The 19,259-nt window shown below is 72.2% G+C and carries 17 protein-coding genes; 11 read left to right on the forward strand and 6 right to left on the reverse strand.

From position 1 onward, the window contains the following. Window positions 1–4 precede the first annotated feature (4 nt). Genes AB0I54_RS05230 through AB0I54_RS05245 form a run of 4 tightly spaced genes read left to right on the forward strand, consistent with a single transcriptional unit; the run spans window position 5 to window position 5,315 of the window. Window positions 5–1,819 carry a dynamin family protein gene (locus AB0I54_RS05230; RefSeq protein ID WP_363294525.1) on the forward strand — a complete coding sequence of 605 codons (1,815 nt, stop codon included), beginning with the start codon at window positions 5–7 and terminating at the stop codon, window positions 1,817–1,819. A gap of 17 nt (window positions 1,820–1,836) precedes the next feature. Then, the gene (locus AB0I54_RS05235; protein ID WP_363294526.1) at window positions 1,837–3,792 is read left to right on the forward strand and encodes a dynamin family protein; all 1,956 of its coding nucleotides are present in this window, start codon (window positions 1,837–1,839) and stop codon (window positions 3,790–3,792) included. Beyond that, window positions 3,792–4,823: a hypothetical protein gene (locus AB0I54_RS05240; protein ID WP_363294527.1), complete on the forward strand. Its 1,032-nt coding sequence runs from the start codon at window positions 3,792–3,794 to the stop codon at window positions 4,821–4,823. Before AB0I54_RS05235 ends, AB0I54_RS05240 begins: the two co-directional genes overlap by 1 nt. 3 nt (window positions 4,824–4,826) lie before the next feature. Further along, window positions 4,827–5,315, forward strand: coding sequence for a hypothetical protein (locus tag AB0I54_RS05245; protein ID WP_363294528.1), 489 nt, complete (start codon window positions 4,827–4,829; stop codon window positions 5,313–5,315). 16 nt (window positions 5,316–5,331) lie between these two features. Here AB0I54_RS05245 and AB0I54_RS05250 read toward each other — a convergent pair whose 3' ends face one another. The 3 genes from AB0I54_RS05250 to AB0I54_RS05260 form a co-directional block, all read right to left on the reverse strand. After that, window positions 5,332–6,054, reverse strand: a complete 723-nt coding sequence (locus AB0I54_RS05250; protein ID WP_363294529.1) for a Crp/Fnr family transcriptional regulator — start codon at window positions 6,052–6,054, stop codon at window positions 5,332–5,334. A gap of 173 nt (window positions 6,055–6,227) precedes the next feature. Next, window positions 6,228–7,721, reverse strand: coding sequence for a DEAD/DEAH box helicase (locus AB0I54_RS05255; RefSeq protein ID WP_363294530.1), 1,494 nt, complete (start codon window positions 7,719–7,721; stop codon window positions 6,228–6,230). An 87-nt stretch (window positions 7,722–7,808) separates the two neighbouring features. Beyond that, window positions 7,809–8,012 (reverse strand): cold-shock protein, encoded by a 204-nt coding sequence (locus AB0I54_RS05260; protein ID WP_020943502.1) that lies wholly within the window; start codon window positions 8,010–8,012, stop codon window positions 7,809–7,811. Window positions 8,013–8,399: 387 nt separating this feature from the next. Between AB0I54_RS05260 and rsgA the strand changes: the two genes are divergently transcribed. From rsgA to AB0I54_RS05275, 3 genes are all read left to right on the forward strand, one after another. Continuing rightward, window positions 8,400–9,491 carry a ribosome small subunit-dependent GTPase A gene (gene rsgA, locus AB0I54_RS05265; RefSeq protein ID WP_363294531.1) on the forward strand — a complete coding sequence of 364 codons (1,092 nt, stop codon included), beginning with the start codon at window positions 8,400–8,402 and terminating at the stop codon, window positions 9,489–9,491. Window positions 9,492–9,646: 155 nt separating this feature from the next. Next, window positions 9,647–11,044: an AlkA N-terminal domain-containing protein gene (locus AB0I54_RS05270; protein ID WP_363294980.1), complete on the forward strand. Its 1,398-nt coding sequence runs from the start codon at window positions 9,647–9,649 to the stop codon at window positions 11,042–11,044. After that, window positions 11,041–11,535, forward strand: a complete 495-nt coding sequence (locus AB0I54_RS05275; RefSeq protein ID WP_363294532.1) for a methylated-DNA--[protein]-cysteine S-methyltransferase — start codon at window positions 11,041–11,043, stop codon at window positions 11,533–11,535. Before AB0I54_RS05270 ends, AB0I54_RS05275 begins: the two co-directional genes overlap by 4 nt. Here the strand turns inward: AB0I54_RS05275 and AB0I54_RS05280 are convergent. Then, window positions 11,532–11,909, reverse strand: coding sequence for a PPOX class F420-dependent oxidoreductase (locus AB0I54_RS05280; RefSeq protein ID WP_363294533.1), 378 nt, complete (start codon window positions 11,907–11,909; stop codon window positions 11,532–11,534). The two genes, AB0I54_RS05275 and AB0I54_RS05280, sit on opposite strands and share 4 nt — an antisense overlap. A 191-nt stretch (window positions 11,910–12,100) precedes the next feature. Between AB0I54_RS05280 and AB0I54_RS05285 the strand changes: the two genes are divergently transcribed. Continuing rightward, window positions 12,101–13,297, forward strand: a complete 1,197-nt coding sequence (locus AB0I54_RS05285) for an SGNH/GDSL hydrolase family protein (protein WP_363294534.1) — start codon at window positions 12,101–12,103, stop codon at window positions 13,295–13,297. Window positions 13,298–13,301: 4 nt separating this feature from the next. Here the strand turns inward: AB0I54_RS05285 and AB0I54_RS05290 are convergent, their stop codons facing one another. Both AB0I54_RS05290 and AB0I54_RS05295 read right to left on the reverse strand, forming a co-directional pair. Continuing rightward, window positions 13,302–13,784 carry a DUF456 domain-containing protein gene (locus AB0I54_RS05290; protein ID WP_363294535.1) on the reverse strand — a complete coding sequence of 161 codons (483 nt, stop codon included), beginning with the start codon at window positions 13,782–13,784 and terminating at the stop codon, window positions 13,302–13,304. Window positions 13,785–13,832: 48 nt separating this feature from the next. Next, window positions 13,833–14,819 (reverse strand): helix-turn-helix domain-containing protein, encoded by a 987-nt coding sequence (locus tag AB0I54_RS05295; RefSeq protein WP_363294536.1) that lies wholly within the window; start codon window positions 14,817–14,819, stop codon window positions 13,833–13,835. Window positions 14,820–15,137: 318 nt separating this feature from the next. Here AB0I54_RS05295 and AB0I54_RS05300 point away from each other — a divergent pair, with 318 nt between their 5' ends. From AB0I54_RS05300 to AB0I54_RS05310, 3 genes are all read left to right on the forward strand, one after another. Then, window positions 15,138–16,532: a protein phosphatase 2C domain-containing protein gene (locus AB0I54_RS05300; protein WP_363294537.1), complete on the forward strand. Its 1,395-nt coding sequence runs from the start codon at window positions 15,138–15,140 to the stop codon at window positions 16,530–16,532. Window positions 16,533–16,647: 115 nt separating this feature from the next. Then, window positions 16,648–18,390: a pyruvate dehydrogenase gene (locus AB0I54_RS05305; RefSeq protein ID WP_363294538.1), complete on the forward strand. Its 1,743-nt coding sequence runs from the start codon at window positions 16,648–16,650 to the stop codon at window positions 18,388–18,390. Between the two features lie 346 nt (window positions 18,391–18,736). Further along, on the forward strand, window positions 18,737–19,225 hold the full coding sequence (locus AB0I54_RS05310; RefSeq protein ID WP_363294539.1) for an ATP-binding protein: 489 nt from the start codon (window positions 18,737–18,739) through the stop codon (window positions 19,223–19,225). Window positions 19,226–19,259 lie beyond the last annotated feature (34 nt).

Consider the following 19,259-nt stretch of genomic DNA (forward strand, 5'->3'; position numbering starts at 1 on the left):
CCCCATGGACAACGGTTCCCCGCCCGTCGCCGGCACCCCGCCGCCCGCGCCCACCACCACCCACATCGCCGACGTCACCGCCGCCGCTCCCGGCTGGCTGCGCCAGGCCCGTCAACTGGCCGAGGACTACGGGCTGGATCGCATCGGCACGGCCCTGGAGGCCCTGGCCGCCGAACGCGGCAGACAGTTCTTCCGGATCGCGGTGGTCGGCGAGTTCAACCGGGGCAAGTCCACCCTGATCAACCGGCTGATCGGCCGCGACCTGCTGCCGACGGGACCGCGCCCGGTCACCCGTGCCCCGGTGACGGTCCGGGCGGCCCAGGTGGAGTCGCTGCGGCTCACCTGGCCGGACGGGCACGACGAAGTGCGCGCTCTCGACGCCGAGGACCCCTGGGACGGTCTCATCGGCACCCTGCCCACCCCGAGGCCGCCGCACGGAGCGGAGCCCGAGCCGGCACCGCCCGAGCCCGCCGTGGTCGCCGCCGTGGCCGACGCCTGGCTGACCGAGCTGGGCATCGAGTTGGTGGACCTGCCGGGGGTCAACTCCGGCAGCGAGGAGCAGTTCGAACAGGTACGTCGCACGGCCGCGGCCAGCGACGCCGTACTGTTCGTCGTCTCCGCCGTGTCTCCCATGAGCAGCACCGAACACCGCCTCCTCCAGGAGGAGGTGCTGTGCCGCCACGTCCCGTTCACCGCCGTCGTGGTGACCATGCTGGACCTGGTCGCGGCCGAGGACCGCGAGGAGACCGTACGACACCTCAATCAGCGCCTGGAGGACCTGCCCGGCACCCTCCCCGTGCTGCCGGCCCCGCAGCCCGGCGGGGGAGAGCCGGAGCTCGCGGCCCTGCGCGCACTCGTCGAGGAGTTCGCCCGGGGCAGCGGCCGGGCGCTGTGGCGTGACCGGCGCATCGCCGCCCAGGTCGCCGACCACTGCGAGGCGATGACCGCGATCGCCGCCGAGGCACTGGCGGCCGACGGGCTGTCCCAGGCCGAGGCCGACGAGCGGGCCGCGCAGGCAAGGACACTGCTGGAGAAGGAGGAACAGCAGTGGGAGCAGCTCCGCATCGATCTGACGGAGCGCCAACTCGCCCTCACCGCCCGGCTGCGCGAACAGATCCAGACGGACCGTGACGGCCTCATCGAGCGGCTGCGCTGGGAACTGGAACGCGCCCAGGACCCCGGTGACTGGTGGAAGCGGGACCTGCCCTTCCGGCTGCGGCACGAGCTGTCCCTGCTCGCCCAGCGGTCCGAACGCACCGTCCTGCCCCGCCTGACCGCCGACACCGACTGGCTCGACACCGAGGTCGCCGGACAACTGCCCGGAGCCTCCCCGAGTCCCGTCCCTGCCTGGCTCGGACCGGCCGTGGAACCACAGCTCACCGGCGAGATCTCCGACCTGTCCAGGACCCGCCTCGCGACCCGCCTCGGCGCCCAGGGCGGCGCCATCGTCGGCTACTTCATCGCCCTGGCCCGCTCGGCACCGATACCGATGATCTACGGCGCGGGATTCAGCCTGATCGGCGGCCTGCTGGCCGAGGGTGCCATCCGGTCCGCGACCGAACAGCAGCGCAGCGAGGTCGACGCCGTACTCGTCCGCGTGGTCGACGACAGCACGGCGGCCTTCCTGCGACAGGCCGTCGACCTGCTCGCGGACCTCTACACCGACGTGTTCGACCAACTGCGCGAGTCCCGCGTGGTGTGGCACGAGGCCAGACGGGCCGCGCTCGAAGCCCCGCCCGGCTCCGGCGTCGACTGGTCGGCCCTGGCCCGCCCCGCGGCCGCCCTGACCGCACGTATCCGGGCCGAACTGCAGAAATGAAGGAGAGAGTGACGACCATGACCACCACGGAAGCCGTGGGTTACGGCGCCGCGGACGCCCAGCGCCTGCGGCTGATGGAGGTCTGCCGGCAACTCGGGAACATCGCCGGGCAGATCGGCAACAGCGGGGCGGAAGGCGTCGTGACCGCCCTGCTCGAACGGATGGACAGCGATGCCTTCCACGTGATGGTGGTCGGCGACTTCAACCGCGGCAAGTCCACCTTCGTCAACGCCCTCCTGGGCGCCCAGGTGCTGCCGGTCAAGGCGACGCCCGCCACCGCCGTCATCACCGAGGTCAAGTTCGGCGACCCCCCGGCCGCCCGGCTGTGGCGGGAGGACGCCGCGGTACCCGAGACCGTCCACCCCGAGGAACTCATCTCCCTCATCACCGTCAACAGCAAGGAACGCGACCAGCGCAACCCCTACGTCAGGGCCGAGGTCATCTGGCCGCTGGAACTGTGCCGCCACAACGTCGTACTCATCGACTCACCCGGCCTCAACGAGCACGCCAACCGCGACGAGATCACCCTCACCCACCTGCGCAAGGCGGACGCGGTGATCTTCCTCCAGCACGCGATCGCGCCCATGAGCATCAGCGAGTCGCAGTTCCTCACGTCCTACCTGGACGCGCACGACCCCTTCTTCGTCTTCACGTACTTCGACGCCATCGAGGACACCGAGCGGGACGACGTGGTCGCCGGGGCGCGGCAGCGCATCGTCGGACTGCGCGGCGAGGACCGGGACGAGAACCGCTTCCACTTCGTCGACGCCAAGACCGCCCTGCGCGCCCGGATCGCCAACGACGCCACCGGCTACCAGAACTCCGGTGTGGCCGACCTGGAACAGGCCCTTGAACGCTACCTGGTGACAGACCGTCACAAGGTCAAACTGCTCGCTCCGGCACGTGCCCTGCGCGGCCTCGCACGCGAGCTCGACCGCAACATCCCGCACGAACTCGCCCTGCTCGACACCAAGTCCGCCGACCTGGAACGACGCTGGGAAGCCGCCCAGCAGCCGCTGCGCGACCTGGAGGTACAGGCCCGGCAGATCTCGCTGGACATCCGCAACCAGACCCGGATGCTCCAGGACAGGGTGGAAGCCCTGCTCGGCGGCTACCTCGCGTCGGTGGCGGACGAGGCTCCGGCGATCGCCGCGGAGGTCCCCCTGACGACCAGGATCGGCATGAATCCGCTGAAGGTTCCGGAGCGGGCCGAACAGGTCACCCAGGAGATCGCCGCGGGCACCGCGAGGGCCATCGAGCAGAAGGTGGCGGACTGGGTGAGCAGTTCGCTGGAGCCGGTGATCCACCAGGACCTGGAGAAGCTCGGCGAGCGGATGAACGCTCAGCTGACCTCCTTCGAGGCCCGTCTGGACGAGCTGCGGATCAGCCTCACCGGGGTGCGGGACGCCGGGCGCGCCGGGGAACGCGAGGAGGAACAACCGCTCACCAGGTTCCTTTCGGGGGCGGCCGGCTTCGTCCTCGGCGGAGTGGCGGGCGGCATGGTCGGTGCCCGGTTCGGAGCCAAGGAGGCGTTGCGCACCCTGCCGATCACGCTGGCGATCGCCATGGCCTGGATGTTCACCCCGTTCGGGATCCCGACCCTGATCGGCAGCATGCTCGTCCATGGATTCATCAAGAGCAGGGAAGCCGGCAGTCGGCTGGAGAACAGGATGCGGGAGGCCGTCGGCCGCGAGATGGCCACCCAGATCAGGCTGGCCGCGCCCAAGCAGGCCCGTGAGGCGGCCCAGGCGTTCGCCACCACGACCATGGAACCGATCGCCCGTGACGTGACCTCGGGGCTCTCCGCCCGGACCGGTGAACTGACCCGCAGCGTGGAGTCCGCACGCGAGGCCCGCCGGCAGGGCGAGGAGGCCGTCGAGGAGCGCCGCGCCGAACTGAACCGGCTGGACGCACTGCTCCGCAGGGCCGGTGACGACCTCGGCGACCTGGTCGACGAACTGGCGTTGCTCTGATGGCCCGTTACCGCAGGCGCCTGTGCATGGCCGTGGACCTGCGCCAGTACAGCCGCCACGGCTACACCGAACAGGCCGACGCACAGGTCAGGCTCCGCCTCGTCGTCGAACACGCGCTGCGCCGCGCCCGGGTCATGCGGGTCCGCACGCAGCAGCAACTGCAGGGCGACGGACGGCTGGTGGTCTTCCCGGCCCGTACCGACCTCGTACGGGCCGTCCCGGCACTGATCCTGGGCCTGCGGGACGGCCTGTACGAGGCGAACCGGGCACCCGGCGCCTTCGGCCGGATGAGGATGCGGGCCGCGCTCGGGCAGGGGTCCATCTCCCGGGCCGACAGCGGCTATCTGGGCGACTGCGTGGTGCTGGTCAGCCGCCTGGTGGACTCCGACGGGCTGCGCGGCGCACTGGAACGCAACGAGGACAGCGACCTGGCCCTCGCCGTGTCGAGCGACCTCTACCGGGACGTGATCGTGCAGCAGGCCCATGGGCTGCCCGGCTCCGAATTCCGGCGGACCGAAGTGGTCACCGAGAAGAAGGACTTCGCCACCGACGCCTGGCTGTACGTGCCGAGGTCCGCGCCCGCCAGGGACACGAGCCAGGAGCCGGTGATCTGGGGGCACTCGCCGGGGCGCGCGGCCATGCGGGAGTTCGTCGTCCCGGCGCTGGCGGCCGCGCACGTCGCGGCCACCGTGGTCTCGCACACCCAGACGCTGAGGGAGTGGGCGCTGTCGGAGTCCGGTGCCGGTACGGGCTGCCGGGCCGACGACTTCGACGGACCGGACCACACGGGTCCGTACGGCGCCCACCACGCGGATGCTCCGCATGCGGACCCGTACCACCACGACCCGTATCACCACGACCCGCACCACCCGGATCCGCATCACCACGACCCGCACCACCCGGACCCTCATCACCCCGACCCGCATCACCCTGGCGTTCAGCACCAGCAGCAGCACCATGACCATGACCCGGACCCGCAGCACCACGATCCCGGCGATCACTTCCACCACTTCCACCACGGCGGGCACTGAGTCATGGCCGAACACACCTCGACGGCAGAGGAGTTGGCGGCGGCGGTCGCCGCGATGGCCTCGTTCCAGCAGGTCACCCAGCAGGCCGACGCCAAGGCCGGAACGATGGTCACCGTGCACGTCGGTCTCGCGGCCGTCGTCGCCACCAAGGTCGGCTCGGTCGGTGCCCCGGCGCCGACCGAGCCGGTGGCCGTGCTCTTCTGGCTCGCCACCCTGGCGTATCTGCTCGGCTTCACCGTGTCGGGATACCTGCTGGTCCAGGTGATCCGCCCGCGCACGGGGCGGCACCCGGCACCGAACCGGTTCTCACTCGACGTCGCCGACCACGCCGGCGCGACCGGCGATCGGCTGGCGGTCCAGGCATGGGCGACGGCGGACGCCATCGCGCGGATCGCCTCGCTCAAGAACCATTACACGGCCCGCGCGGTCGGCTGGGTCGCCGGGATGGTCGTGGCGGCGGCCGCCTGGCTGGTGCTGGCCGGGGCCGCGTGAGCAGCGGCGCGGCGCCTCAGTCCGTACCGGCGATCCGGCTGAGTTCGGGGACGTCCCGGACCAGGATCCGCCGGTACCCGGTCTCGATGATCCGGTGCTCGCGCAGCATGCGTAACACCCGGTGCACGCTCGGCTCGGAGGCCCCTACCAGTGCCGCGAGCTCCGGCTGGGTGAGCGACACCCCGATCGAGACCCCGGCCTCGCAGGGCCGGCCGTACACCCGGGTCAGTTCACCCAGGACCCGGGCCACCCGGGTGCTCACCGGACAGCCCCCGAACTCCTGTCTCCGCCGGGTCGCCCAGCGCAGTTTGCCCGCCACCGCGCGCATCACCGCCTGGGCGGCGTCGTCGTGTCGCGCGAGAGCCGCGAGGAACTCCTGCCGGCTGATGGTCTTTGCCGTCCCCGCTCCGGCCGCCACGACCGTGGCAACGCGTGGCTGGGCGTCGAAACAGGCCAGTTCGCCGACGATGTCACCACCGGACCGGACCGCCATCAGCGCCTCCCGGTCGTCCTCCGTCGTGGCCAGCACCTTGAACCAGCCGCTCAGCAGCAGGAAGACGTGCGAGCCGTACTCGCCCTCGCGCAGTATTCGTTCACCGCCCTGGAAGCGCACCGGCCGCCCGAGTCCGATCAGCTGATTGCGCGTCTCCGTACAGAGTCCGCCCAGCAGGCTGGCCTCCGGCCAGCGGCCTTCCACCGGCCGGGGAGCGGGCCCGGTGCGCGCAGCGGTTGATGTCATGACTGGGCCCCTCGCATCGCCGTTTGTTTTTGGCCAAGATGCCGCCTGTCACGCATTGTGGCTCCGACTTCCGTGCTGCGCCCAGAAGTTGGGTGTTTTGGTGTGACTTTTCGGTCTGGGCGGTTCGCCCAGCACATGATGTGGTACTGGGGTGCGTGGTGCCTGATGCCGCGCTAGGTGGCCGAGGTGCGGCGGCCGCCTCGGCGGTCGGAGCCGCGGCCGCCGGAGGCGCGACCGCCGGTGCCGGCAGCTCCGCCCGTGGCACCGCCCGTGGCTCCGCCGGCCGCCGCTCGTCGGCGGCCGGACCGTCTGCCGCGCTGGGTGCCGGTCTTCCGGTCCGGGCGGGACGCCGTCGGTGTCGTCGGCGGGGGGACCTCGATGGTGACGGGCACGCCCGAAGGCTCGCGGGCGCCGGTGAGGGTGACCAGTTCCGGGTCGCCCGACTTGATGCGGGCCGTACGGGGGCGGATGCCCGCGTCCGACATGAGCCGGGTGACGTCATGTCTCTGCTCGGGCAGGACCAGAGTGACCACGCTGCCCGAGCCGCCGGCGCGGGCCGTGCGGCCGCCCCGGTGGAGGTAGTCCTTGTGGTCGGCGGGGGGATCGACGTTCACGACGAGGTCGAGGTCGTCGATGTGTATGCCCCGGGCCGCGACGTTCGTCGCCACCAGCGTGGTGACCTGGCCGTTCTTGAACTGCTCCAGGGTGCGGGTCCGCTGCGGCTGGGAGCGGCCTCCGTGCAGTGCCGCCGCGCGGACACCGACGGCCAGGAGCCGCTTGGCGAGCCGGTCGGCGGACCTCTTGGTGTCGAGGAAGAGGATGACCCGGCCGTCACGGGCCGCGATGCGCGTGGTGACGGCCTTCTTGTCGGTCTCGTCCAGGACGTGGAGCACGTGGTGCTCCATGGTGGTCACCGCCCCCGCGGACGGGTCCACGGAGTGCACCACGGGGTCGGTCAGGAATTGCTGCACAAGCCGGTCGATATTGGCGTCGAGGGTGGCCGAGAAGAGCATGCGCTGTCCGTCGGGCCGTACTTGCCGGATCAGCTTGGTGATCTGCGGCAGGAAACCCATGTCGGTCATCTGGTCGGCTTCGTCCAGCACCGTGATGCGTACGGCGTCGAGTACGCAGTCCCCTTGTTCCACGAGGTCGTTGAGCCTGCCGGGCGTCGCCACGACCACCTCGGCGCCGCGCCGGAGCGCACCCGCCTGCTTGGTGATGGACAGCCCGCCGACCACGGTGGCCAGCCGGAGGTTCACCGCCGTCGCGTAGGGGGTCAGCGCGTCCGCCACCTGCTGGGCGAGTTCCCGGGTGGGCACCAGCACGAGGGCGAGGGGCGCCTTGGACTGCGCGCGCAGCCCGGCCGTGCGGGCCAGGAGCGCCAGCCCGAACGCGAGGGTCTTGCCGGAGCCGGTGCGTCCCCGCCCCAGCAGGTCACGGCCGGCGAGTGAATTGGGCAGCGTGGCGGCCTGGATGGGGAAGGGGGTGGTGACGCCTTGCGCGGTGAGGGTCTTCAGCAGCCCCGCGGGCATGCCCATACCGGCGAAGTCCTCGACGGCGGGCAGTGCGGGTGTCGTGCTTTCCGGCAGCCGGAATTCCCTCGACGACGACGCGGACGGCCGGGGTGACGAGGCGCGCCGATTCGGCTTCTGCGACCTGCGGGACATGCAGTTCTCTGCCTTCCTGGAAACAGCACAAACCGGGGTCCGCACCATGACGGTGCGGACCCCGGTGAGCGGATACGCGTCCGGCGATCAGGCGGGGACGATGTTCTCCGCCTGCGGGCCCTTCTGGCCCTGCGTGACGTCGAAGGAGACCCGCTGGCCTTCCTGGAGCTCACGGAAGCCCTGGGTCGCGATGTTCGAGTAGTGGGCGAAGACGTCGGGGCCGCCGCCGTCCTGCGCGATGAAGCCGAAACCCTTTTCAGAGTTGAACCACTTCACGGTTCCCTGTGCCATGACTTTCTCCTTCTGTAGGCAGAGGCCCCATCCGGAGATGCCGGAAAACAAATAATGCGCCCGAAGGAGAAACATTCCCGTCAGGCGCACATAGGTTCATGGGTACCACAACTGCAACGCGAAAACCGTAGCACAGCCCGGCGGCCCGTGCCGGAAACCGGTGGCGCACGGGTGCGTGCCGCTCTAGGGTGAGGGCTGATTCGCGCGGCGGCCGTCGGCCGCCGCTGTCGACCGCGTGAGGAACGGGAGGTGTGACCGATGGCTGTCTCTGTGATGGGCGCTGCCCGCAACCAGAAGAGCATCCACTCCACCTCCGTGGCCTCCGGCTGACCTTTCTCCCAGCGCACATCTGCGCGGGGCCGGGGCCGCCCTTGTGAAGGGTTCCCCTTGACTTCCAGCAATGCTTTCTCCGCTCTCGCTCCCTACGGCTGGGACGAGGCATGGGCGGAGCAGTTCGCCCCGCACGACTCCGAAGGACTGCTGCCCGGGCGCGTCGTCCGCGTCGACCGAGGGCAGTGCGACGTCGTCACCGCCGGCGGGGTCGTACGGGCGGACACCGCCTTCGTCACCCCGCACGACCCGCTGCGGGTCGTGTGCACCGGTGACTGGGTCGCCGTCGAGCCCGGTGGCAACCCGCGCTACGTACGGACGTGTCTGCCGCGCCGTACCGCCTTCGTGCGCTCCACCTCCTCCAAGCGGTCCGAGGGGCAGATCCTCGCCGCCAACGTCGACCACGCGATCGTCGCCGTGTCGCTCGCCGCCGAACTCGACCTCGGCCGCATCGAGCGGTTCCTGGCCCTGGCCTGGGAATCGGGGGCGCAGCCCGTGGTCGTGCTCACCAAGGCAGACCTCGTGCCGGACGCGACGGCCCTGTCGTACCTCGTCCAGGACGTGGAGACGATCGCGCCCGGTGTGCCGGTGCTGACCGTCAGCGCCCTGTACGGCGAGGGGCTCGACGTGCTCGTGGCGCTCGCCGCCGGGGGTACCTCCGTGCTGCTCGGGCAGTCCGGCGCGGGCAAGTCGACGCTCGCCAACGCGCTGGTCGGACAGGACGTGATGGACGTCCAGGCCATCCGGGACATGGACGGCAAGGGGCGGCACACGACCACCACACGCAATCTGCTCGCCCTGCCAGGCGGAGGCGTGCTGATCGACACCCCCGGGCTGCGGGGCGTCGGGCTCTGGGACGCCGAGACCGGGGTCGGACAGGTCTTCTCCGAGATCGAGGAGCTGGCACAGCGCTGCCGGTTCCACGACTGCGCCCATGAGTCGGAGCCCGGGTGCGCGGTGCTGGCCGCCGTCGACGCCGGGGAACTGCCGCAGCGGCGGCTGGAGAGCTACCGCAAGCTCATGCGGGAGAACCAGTGGATCGTGGCCAAGACCGATGCGCGGGTCCGCGCGGAGCTTCGGCGCGACTGGAAGCGGAAGGGGGCGGAAGGGAAGGCGGCGATGGAGCTGAAGCGGGGGCGTTGGCGGTAGCCGCCCGGTGACGGCGAGGGCGCCGGTGCCGGCACCGGTGTCGATGCCGGTGCGGCCGTCGCCCGACGGGCTGGACGGTGTCGGCCGGACCCGTCAGGTGCGTGTCTGATATCCGCCAGCCCGGCCCGGTGTCCATCGCTCACACTGGAAGCGTGATGGACGAAGACACCAGGTACGAGGCCGTGCGGAGCCGGGACGCCCGGTTCGACGGGGAGTTCTTCTTCGCCGTCGAGACCACCGGGATCTACTGCCGGCCCAGCTGCCCGGCCGTGACGCCGAAGCGGCACAACGTGCGGTTCTACGCGACGGCCGCCGCCGCGCAGGGTTCCGGGTTCCGGGCCTGCCGGCGGTGCCGTCCGGACGCCGTGCCGGGCTCCGCCGACTGGAACGTCCGGGCGGACGTGGTGGGCCGGGCGATGCGGCTGATCGGGGACGGCGTGGTCGACCGGGAGGGCGTCGCCGGGCTCGCCGAGCGGCTGGGCTACAGCACGCGGCAGGTGCAGCGGCAGCTCACCGCGGAGCTGGGCGCCGGTCCCGTCGCACTCGCCCGGGCCCAGCGGGCGCACACCGCGCGCGTGCTGCTGCAGACCACCGGACTGCCGGTCACCGAGATCGCCTTCGCCGCCGGATTCGCCAGCGTGCGCCAGTTCAACGACACGATCCGGGCCGTGTACGACTCGACGCCGACCGAGGTGCGGGCCGCCGCGCCCCGGGAGCGGGGCGCACGCCGGGCCGCCCCCGGCGCCGGGATCCCACTGCGCCTCGCGTACCGGGGGCCGTATCAGTCCGGCGCCGTCTTCGACCTGCTCGCCCGCGAGGCCGTGAGCGGGGTCGAGGAGGCCTGCGGCGAGCCCGGCCGGCGTACCTACCGGCGCACGCTGCGGCTGCCGTACGGCACCGGGACCGTCGCCGTCGAGGAGCGCACCGGCGCCCCGGGCGCGGGGAGCGCCGCGCATCCCGGCGGCTGGCTCGACGCCCGGCTGCGGCTGACCGACCCGCGGGACCTGACCACCGCCGTGCAGCGGCTGCGCCGGCTGTTCGACCTCGACGCCGATCCGTACGCAGTCGACGAGCGGCTCGGCGGTGACGAGCGGCTCGCTCCGCTGGTCGCCGCCCGCCCGGGACTGCGCTCGCCCGGCGCCGCCGATCCGGCGGAGTTCGCGGTACGGGCCCTGGTCGGGCGGTCGGAGGCCGAGCGGCTCGTCCTGCGGTACGGCAAGGCGCTGGACGCCCCCAGCGGCAGCCTGACCCATCTGTTCCCCGAGCCCGCCGTCCTCGCGGAGGCCGAGCCGCACGGCACCCTGGGCGCGCTGGCCACCGCGCTCGCCGACGGCACCGTACGGCTCGACCCGGGCGCCGACCGGGACGACACGGAGGCGGCGCTGCTCGCCCTGCCCGGTATGGACCCGGCCGTGGTCGCCGCCGTCCGGGTCCGCGCGCTCGGCGACCCCGACGTGGCCCCGCCGGGCGAGGACGTGCCCGACGGCTGGCGGCCCTGGCGTTCCTACGCCGTACAACACCTGCGTGTGCAAAAGGAGTTGGAGTCCGCATGACGTACTGGACCCGGGTGGACGGGCCGCTCGGCCCGCTGCTGCTCACCGCCGACCCGGACGGGGCGCTGACCTCGCTGTCCGTGCCCGGGCAGAAGGGCGGCCGTACGGTCCTGGCGGACTGGCGGCAGGACCGCGGGCCGTTCCGGGCGGCCGAGGAACAGCTCGCCGCCTACTTCGCCGGTGAACTCAAGGAGTTCCGGCTGGAGTTGCGCAGCCCGGGCACCGAGTTCCGGGAGCGGGTCTGGGCCGCCCTCGACTCCGTCCCGTACGGCGCGACCACGACGTACGGCGAGATCGCCGCACGGATCGGCGCCTCCCGGGCCGCCGTACGGGCCGTCGGCGGCGCGATCGGCGCCAACCCACTGCTGGTCGTCCGCCCGTGCCACCGGGTGATCGGCGCGGACGGATCCCTGACCGGCTACGCGGGCGGGCTCGACCGGAAGGTGTGGCTGCTCACGAGGGAGGGGGCGCTGGGTACGGCGGGTGCCTAGCCCCCGTCGTCCTCCAGGCCCCAGCTGATGATCCGGCGAGGATGGACGCGGATGACCTCCTCGCTCATGTAAGGCCCCAAGTCGTGCGGGCCGACGAGGAGTTCGGCCTCCCCGCGGATGTCGACACCGCGGACCTTCCACGGCCGCGTGCTGACGATGTCGTCCACGACCAGCGCGACCTTCGGGTTCGTCCGGAGGTTGCGCCACTTCTTGGTGGTGCCCATCGAGCGGCCGCCGATCAGGATCGTCCCGTCGTCCTGCGGGAAGAAGCCCACGGGGTTCGCCTGCGGCTGCCCGTGTGCGTCGACGGTGGCCAGCCGTCCCAGCCGCTGTGACGCCAGATACGCCCGCTCGGCCTCGCTGAATCCGGTCATGGCACCAGTCGAACACGCCCGCCCCGCCCGGTACATCGGTACATCGCCCTAGGGTCCCCTAGGGCCGTCGGCCTAGTCCGAAACGGCCGGCTGGGCCGTGCGGGTGGATTCCGCGGTGACGTTCCGTCGTACTACCGCGTCCGTGTGTCACCGTCACCTCCAGCGGGCGACGGGGAAGGGCGGGCGGGCACATGGTCAAGGCCGGGCGGGTTCTCGCACTGCTGCTACTGCTCCTGTCCTTCGGTGTCACCGCGCCGACCGCGACGGCCGACGCGGCTCCCGTGCTGTCGTCCGTCTGGACCGGCACCTGGGAGACCGCCCCCTCGGGGACCGCTCCCGCGCTTCCCGGCGCCGCCATCCGCAACGTCGTGCACACCAGTGTCGGTGGGACGGCCGTGCGGATCAGGCTCAGCAACCGGTTCGGCACAGTGCCCCTGACGCTGGGCGCGGTCACGGTCGCCCTGCGGCGGGCGGGCGGCGGTCCGGCGGCCGTGGCCGGTTCGATGCGCGTCGCCACCTTCAGCGGGGCCGAGTCCGTCAACCTGCCGCCGGGCTGGGACGTGCTCACCGACCCGGTGTCGCTGGCCGTGCCGGCCGCCGCCGATCTGCTGGTCACGGTCTTCACGCCCGCCGACTCGGGCCCCGCGACGTACCACCGCACGGCCCTCCAGACCAGCTATGTGGCCGCGCAGGGCGAGCAACGGGCCGCCGACGAGGACGGTACGGCCTACTCGGCCAAGATCCACTACTGGTACTACGTCACCGGCGTCGACGTGCGCGGCACGGCCGCCGGCAGTGTCGTCGCCTTCGGGGACTCCCTCACCGACGGCAACGGCTCCACCACCGACGCCAATCACCGCTGGCCCGACCGGCTCGCCGAACGCCTCCAGGGCCGCCGGCTGGGCGTCCTCAACGCGGGCCTCGCCGGCAACCGCCTCCTGCGGGACGGCGTCGGGCCCAGCGCCCTGGCCCGGCTCGACGCCGACGCGCTGTCCCGGGCCGGGGTGCGCGCGCTGATCGTCCTTGAGGGCATCAACGACATCAAGGGCTCACCGGAGGCGAGCGACCCGGTCGCCTTCGTGGAGGCGTACCGCGAGATCGTGACCCGCGCGCACGCCCTCGGCATCCGGGTCGTCGGCGCGACCCTCACGCCGTACGGCGGCTACTCCGCCTTCACGGCGGCCCGTGAGGCGGTACGGCAGAAGGTCAACGCCCTCATCCGCACCGGCGGGGTCTTCGACGCGGTGGTCGACCTCGACGCCGTCGTGCGCGACCCGGCGTCGCCCGAGCGGATCCGGCCCGACTACGACCCGGGCGACCATCTGCACTTCAACGACGCGGGCATGCGGGTGCTGGCCGACGCCGTCGAGCCGGCCGTCGTCGGCTGACGCGTCAGCCCCCGATCACCGCGCCCAGCCACGCCCCCGCGATCAGCAGGCAGGCGAACAGCTCCGCCAGCACGCCGGCGCCGCCCGAGCGCATCGTCGTACGCAGCGCGGCCATGGCCTCGCCATGACGGCCCAGACGCAGTCGTTCGTGGAGGTAGATCCCGGCCATGAAGCCGGGGATCGCGCCCAGCACGGGAAGCAGGAAGAAGCCGAGGAAGGCACCGGCGCCCGCGTACACCCCCATCCGGGGCGTGGCGCCGCTCTCGCGCAGCCGCCGGGGCGGGAGCGCCCAGCGCACCACCAGGGAGAGCAGCAGTACGCCGGTGGCGCCCACCAGGACACCCCAGGCCAGCGGCTGCGGATCCGTCAGCGCCCACCACAGGACCCCGGCCCACACCAGCCACGACCCCGGTACCCCGGGCACCAGCACTCCGCACAGGCCCAGCACGATCACCAGGCCGACCAGCAGGAGCTCGGGCACTCCCATCTGCCCAGCGTGCCGGAGCCGGGGCGGTGGCGCAGGCCAAGCGCCGGGTCAGTGGTCGTCCCTGGCCACCCAGCCCCGCTCGTGGGCGTGCCAGCCCAGCTGGAGCCGGGTCGTCACACCGGTCAGCTCCATCAGCCGCTTCACCCGTCGCTGTACGGTCCGCAGGCCCAGGTCGAGCTGCTTGGCGACGCTGGCGTCGGTCAGCCCGGCGAGCAGCAGCGAGAGCACCTCCAGATCGGTGCCGTCGGGACCGTCCGGCTGCTCCTCGACGACCCCCTGCGCACCCAGCCGCAGCGGCAGCGCGTCCCGCCACACCGACTCGAACAGCCCCGAGAGCAGTTCCAGCAGGCCGCTGGCGTGCACGACCAGCGCGGCCGGTTCGCCGGTGTGCGAGGTGAGTGGCACCATGGCCAGCGTGCGGTCGGCGACCACCAGCTTGGTCGGCACCCGGTCCACCACCCGTACCCGCTCGCCACGGTCCAGCGCCGCGGTCAGCTCGGTGATGCCGTCCGGCCGGTCGAGCACGGCCCGCTCGACGACCACCCGGTAGCGGACCCCGCGTCCGGCGGCCTGCTCCTCGGCGTCGTTGTCCATGCCGGAGACGACGGCCGGGTTGCCGGTGACCAGCGCGCAGACCTCGACGCTCGCGCCGAGCTGGAGCTGGAGGAAGCGCTGGGTGACCGCGGACGCGCCGGTCACCACCTCGACCAGGTCGTGCACCGCGGGCTCCGCGGCCGCCGCGCGGTACTCCTCGGCGAGCAGGGCCGCCGCCAGCTCGGCCTTCTCCAGTTCGTGCCGCTGCTGGATGAGCAGCGCGCCCAGCGCCACGCCCGGGGGCGCGGCGACCCAGCGGCCGGGGCGGGCCGAGGACTGCGCCGCGAGGCCGTGCCGCTCCAGTCGGCGCAGGGCGCGCTCGGTGTCGTGCTCGGCCAGTGTCAGGCGCCGGGCGAGATCGGCCACGTCGGCGGCGCCCACGGACACGAGTGCCCGGTACGCCGACTCGTGCGTCTCGTCCAGCCCTATCGCCGCGAGCATCAGCCCTCGTCCCTCCCCTGAGACAAGCCGTGACACGGGCGGCCATGGCGGAAACCGGCCACGGCGCAATCCCGCCTCGGCACATCATCGCCGTACCGGCGGTCACTCTGCCAAGGTGGCGGCACCGATCAGTTGATCAACGGTGTCGCCGGGCGGTCCTCCCGTGGGGGGTGGGGCCGCCCGGCGGCGTTGTGCGTATCGCCTTGCCTCGTACGGCAGTTCGCCGCGTCCCTCGGTACGGCGGGTACGGCCGGCAGGTGCGCCGGTTTTTCGGGATGCCCCGTTTTCATACGGCCCGTGCGGTGGACAATTAGGGGCATGAGCCAGCAGGGGGGTAGGCCCACCCGTCATGAGGACGACTGGTGGGGGCAGCTGTACGACGACTCCACCGACGACGCCGGGCCCACGGCCACGGCCGACTCCCTGGACGACCGGTTCGCCTCGGCGGCGGACACGGTGGACCCACGATCGGGTACGGCGAAGGGGGACGCCCCCTTTGACGCGCCCCCCGGCGTGGAGTCCACGGTCCCGCCGCAACGCGCGCCCACCGCGCCGGACGAGGGACCTCCACGGCAGCGCGCCCCCTGGGAGCCGCCGCCCGAGGCGCCCGAGGGCCCCGCGGCGTTCCCACCGGGCCCCAAGCCCCCGGGCTTCAGGGACCTGCCGGACAGCGCGCCTGACGTCCGGCAGGGTGGCCCTGCTGCCACTCAGCTCGATATGCCCGTCGTCCCGCCGCCCGCCGCCACCGTCGACTACGTCGGATCCGGGCCGCCCACCTATGACGCCGAACCCACCGCGCTGCCCGTCGCCGACCCCGACGAGCTGGACGACCTGGTCGCGGACACGGTGCTCGACGGGGCCCGGTACGGGGCGTGCACGCTGCGGGCCGTGTCCGTGCGGGGGGATTCCGCGCGGTACCGCGGGGAGCCGCGCCGCGACTCGTTGCTCACCGCGCGGTTCGGGTCGGGGGAGCAGGCGCTGATCCTCGTGGCCCTGGCGACCGGCGCGCGGGCCACGCCGGGGGCGCACCGGGCGGCGGCCGAGGCCTGTCAGTTGATCGGGCGGGCCGTCGGACGCAGCCAGCAGCGGCTCGGCGAGGACATCCGGGCCGCCCGGCGCGGTGACCTGAAGTCCGGCCTGCACCGGCTCACCGACCGCAGCCTCGGCAAGCTCCGCGCCAGCGCCGCCGAGCAGGGCATCGACCCGGAGGAGTACTCGGCGACCTTGCGCTGTCTGCTGCTGCCCGCCCACCCGGAGTGCCGTACACGCGTGTTCTTCGGGATCGGCGAAGGCGGGCTGTTCCGGCTGCGGAGCGGGGAGTGGCAGGACATCGAGCCGCGGGTCACGGCCGACGACACCACCGGTGAGGCGGTGGTCGGCTTCGGCTCGCTGCCGTCCGAGACCCCGCAGGGCGACCGGCTCACCATGGACCTGGGCATCCCGACGCCCCCGAGTCCGTACGAGCCGGCCCCCGAACCACCCCGCGAACCCTTCCGCTTCCGTGCCTCCGTCGCCCGTCCGGGCGATGCCCTGCTGATGTGCAGCGGAGGGCTCGCCGACCCGCTGCGCGGCGAGCCCGCCCTCTGCGCCTACCTGGCCCGGCGCTGGTCCCGTGGCACCCCACCCGGTCTGGCCGCGTTCCTCGCGGACACCCAGGTGCGGGTGAAGGGGTACGCCGACGACCGTACGGTGGCCGCCGTCTGGGAGGCGTAACCGCGCACCCTGTGAATTCATGGATCTCGCAGAGACCGGACGGCACCGGAGGGCACCCGATCGCACCCGATGGCACCTGACGGTCACTCCGGAGACGAAGGGGCACGCGAGAGCCATGGCCAAGCAGAACGTCGCCGAGCAGTTCGTCGACATCCTCGTCCGCGCCGGCGTACGCCGCATGTACGGCGTCGTCGGCGACAGCCTCAACCCGGTCGTCGACGCCGTCCGCCGCAACTCCGCCATCGACTGGATCCACGTACGGCACGAGGAGACGGCCGCCTTCGCGGCGGGCGCGGAAGCGCAGATCACCGGGAAGCTGGCGGCCTGCGCCGGCTCCTGCGGCCCGGGCAATCTGCACCTCATCAACGGCCTGTACGACGCCCACCGCTCCATGGCCCCGGTGCTCGCCCTCGCCTCGCAGATCCCGTCCAGCGAGATCGGCCTCGGCTACTTCCAGGAGACCCACCCCGACCGGCTGTTCGGCGAGTGCAGTCACTACTGCGAGCTGATCTCCAGCCCCAAACAGATGCCCCGGCTGCTGCAGTCCGCCATCCAGCACGCGGTCGGGCAGCGCGGCGTGAGCGTGGTGTCCCTGCCCGGCGACATCGCCGACGAACCCGCCCCGGACAAGACAGCCGAGGCTGCCCTGGTCACCTCCCGGCCCTCGGTGCGCCCGGGCGACGCCGAGATCGACCGGCTCGTCGAGATGATCGACAGGGCCGAGAGGGTCACCCTGTTCTGCGGCAGCGGCACGGCGGGCGCGCACCCCGAGGTGATGGAGTTCGCGGGGAAGATCAAGTCCCCGGTGGGCCACGCGCTGCGCGGCAAGGAGTGGATCCAGTACGACAACCCGTACGACGTCGGCATGAGCGGTCTGCTCGGCTACGGCGCCGCCTACGAGGCCACCCACGAGTGCGATCTGCTGATCCTGCTCGGCACCGACTTCCCGTACAACGCGTTCCTGCCCGACGACGTCGCCATCGTCCAGGTCGACGTGCGGCCCGAGGTGCTCGGCCGCCGCTCCCGGCTCGACCTCGCCGTGTGGGGCGATGTGCGCGAGACGCTGCGCTGTCTCACCCCGCGGGTGCGGCCCAAGGACGACCGGCGCTTCCTCGACCGGATGCTGAAGAAGCACGCGGACGCGCTGGAGGGCGTGGTCAAGGCCTACACCCGCAAGGTGGAGAAGCACGTCCCGATCCATCCCGAGTACGTGGCCTCCGTACTCGATGAACTCGCGGCCGAGGACGCGGTGTTCACCGTGGACACCGGGATGTGCAACGTCTGGGCCGCCCGCTACATCTCGCCCAACGGCCGCCGCCGGGTCATCGGTTCGTTCTCGCACGGCTCGATGGCGAACGCGCTGCCGATGGCGATCGGGGCGCAGTTCACCGACCGGGGCCGGCAGGTCGTGTCGATGTCCGGGGACGGCGGGTTCTCCATGCTGATGGGCGACTTCCTGACCCTGGTGCAGTACGACCTGCCGGTGAAGGTCGTACTGTTCAACAACTCCTCCCTGAGCATGGTCGAGTTGGAGATGCTGGTCGCCGGGCTGCCCTCGTACGGGACGGCCACCACCAACCCGGACTTCGCCGCCGTGGCCCGTGCCTGCGGTGCCTTCGGGATCCGGGTCGAGAAGCCCAAGCAGCTCGCCGGTTCCCTGAGGGACGCCCTCAAGCACCCCGGGCCGGCCCTCGTCGACGTCGTCACCGACCCCAACGCCCTGTCCATCCCGCCCAAGATCAAGGCCGAGATGGTCAAGGGGTTCGCCCTGTCCGCGTCGAAGATGGTGCTGGACGGCGGGGTGGGGCGCATGGTGCAGATGGCCCGGTCCAACCTGCGGAACGTGCCCCGGCCCTGACGGGATGCTCAGGCTGTGGGGACCGTTTGATTCCGGCCAGTTTCACCGGCCCCGCAGAATCGTCCCTGCGGCGTATCGCGTGCCCGGTCTCCGCCATGGCGGCGGCCGGATCGGCAGAACGGAACCGTTAGGCCCTTGACGGGGCACCCGTGGCGGCGTACTGCGGACCCCAGGTCCGGAACCTGGACGCGGGGGCACTGGAGCCTGCCCTGAAGTCCCCTCCAACCGTGGCCGAAGAGCTGGTTGTTGACTTTTCGACATGACTGCCCCCGGACGCACGGGGCATGGATCCCCGTGAAGGTGTTCGATCAGGAGGGGTACCGGCAACAGCGTGCGGGCGGGGGTCATGAAGAGGCAGGCACGAGGGGGCGGTCCCGTGGCGATCGGGGCCTCCTCGGCGAAGGCAGTGGGGGAAGAGACCGTCAACATCAACGTCGTGGAGCAGACGCACGCACCGCAGCTCAGGCGCCGGCTGGGCCGCGCGGACCTGCGGGAGGTGCCCGAGGCACGCAGGGCACTGCGCGAGCTCCTGAGGCACTGGGGAAAGCCGGGCCGCTCCGAGATCGCCGAACTGCTCACCAGCGAACTTGTCACCAACGCCCTCGTCCACACCGACCGCGACGCCGTCCTGACAGCCGTCCTCGGCCCGCGTGGACTGCGGGTGGAGGTGCGGGACTTCGTCGCCCGCAGGCCGAGGATGTGCGCACCGAAGGCCGACGAGGGCACGCACGGCAGGGGGCTGGTGCTGGTGCAGTCCCTCGCGGACGCGTGGGGCGTAAGGGCGCACGGGGTGGGGAAGTCGGTGTGGTTCGAACTCGGCGCGGAGGCCGCGTGAGCCACGGCAACGGGACGGGGGCGTGACCCTGAAG

The sequence above is a fragment of the Streptomyces sp. NPDC050625 genome, assembly GCF_040654755.1.
Lineage (GTDB): Bacteria > Actinomycetota > Actinomycetes > Streptomycetales > Streptomycetaceae > Streptomyces.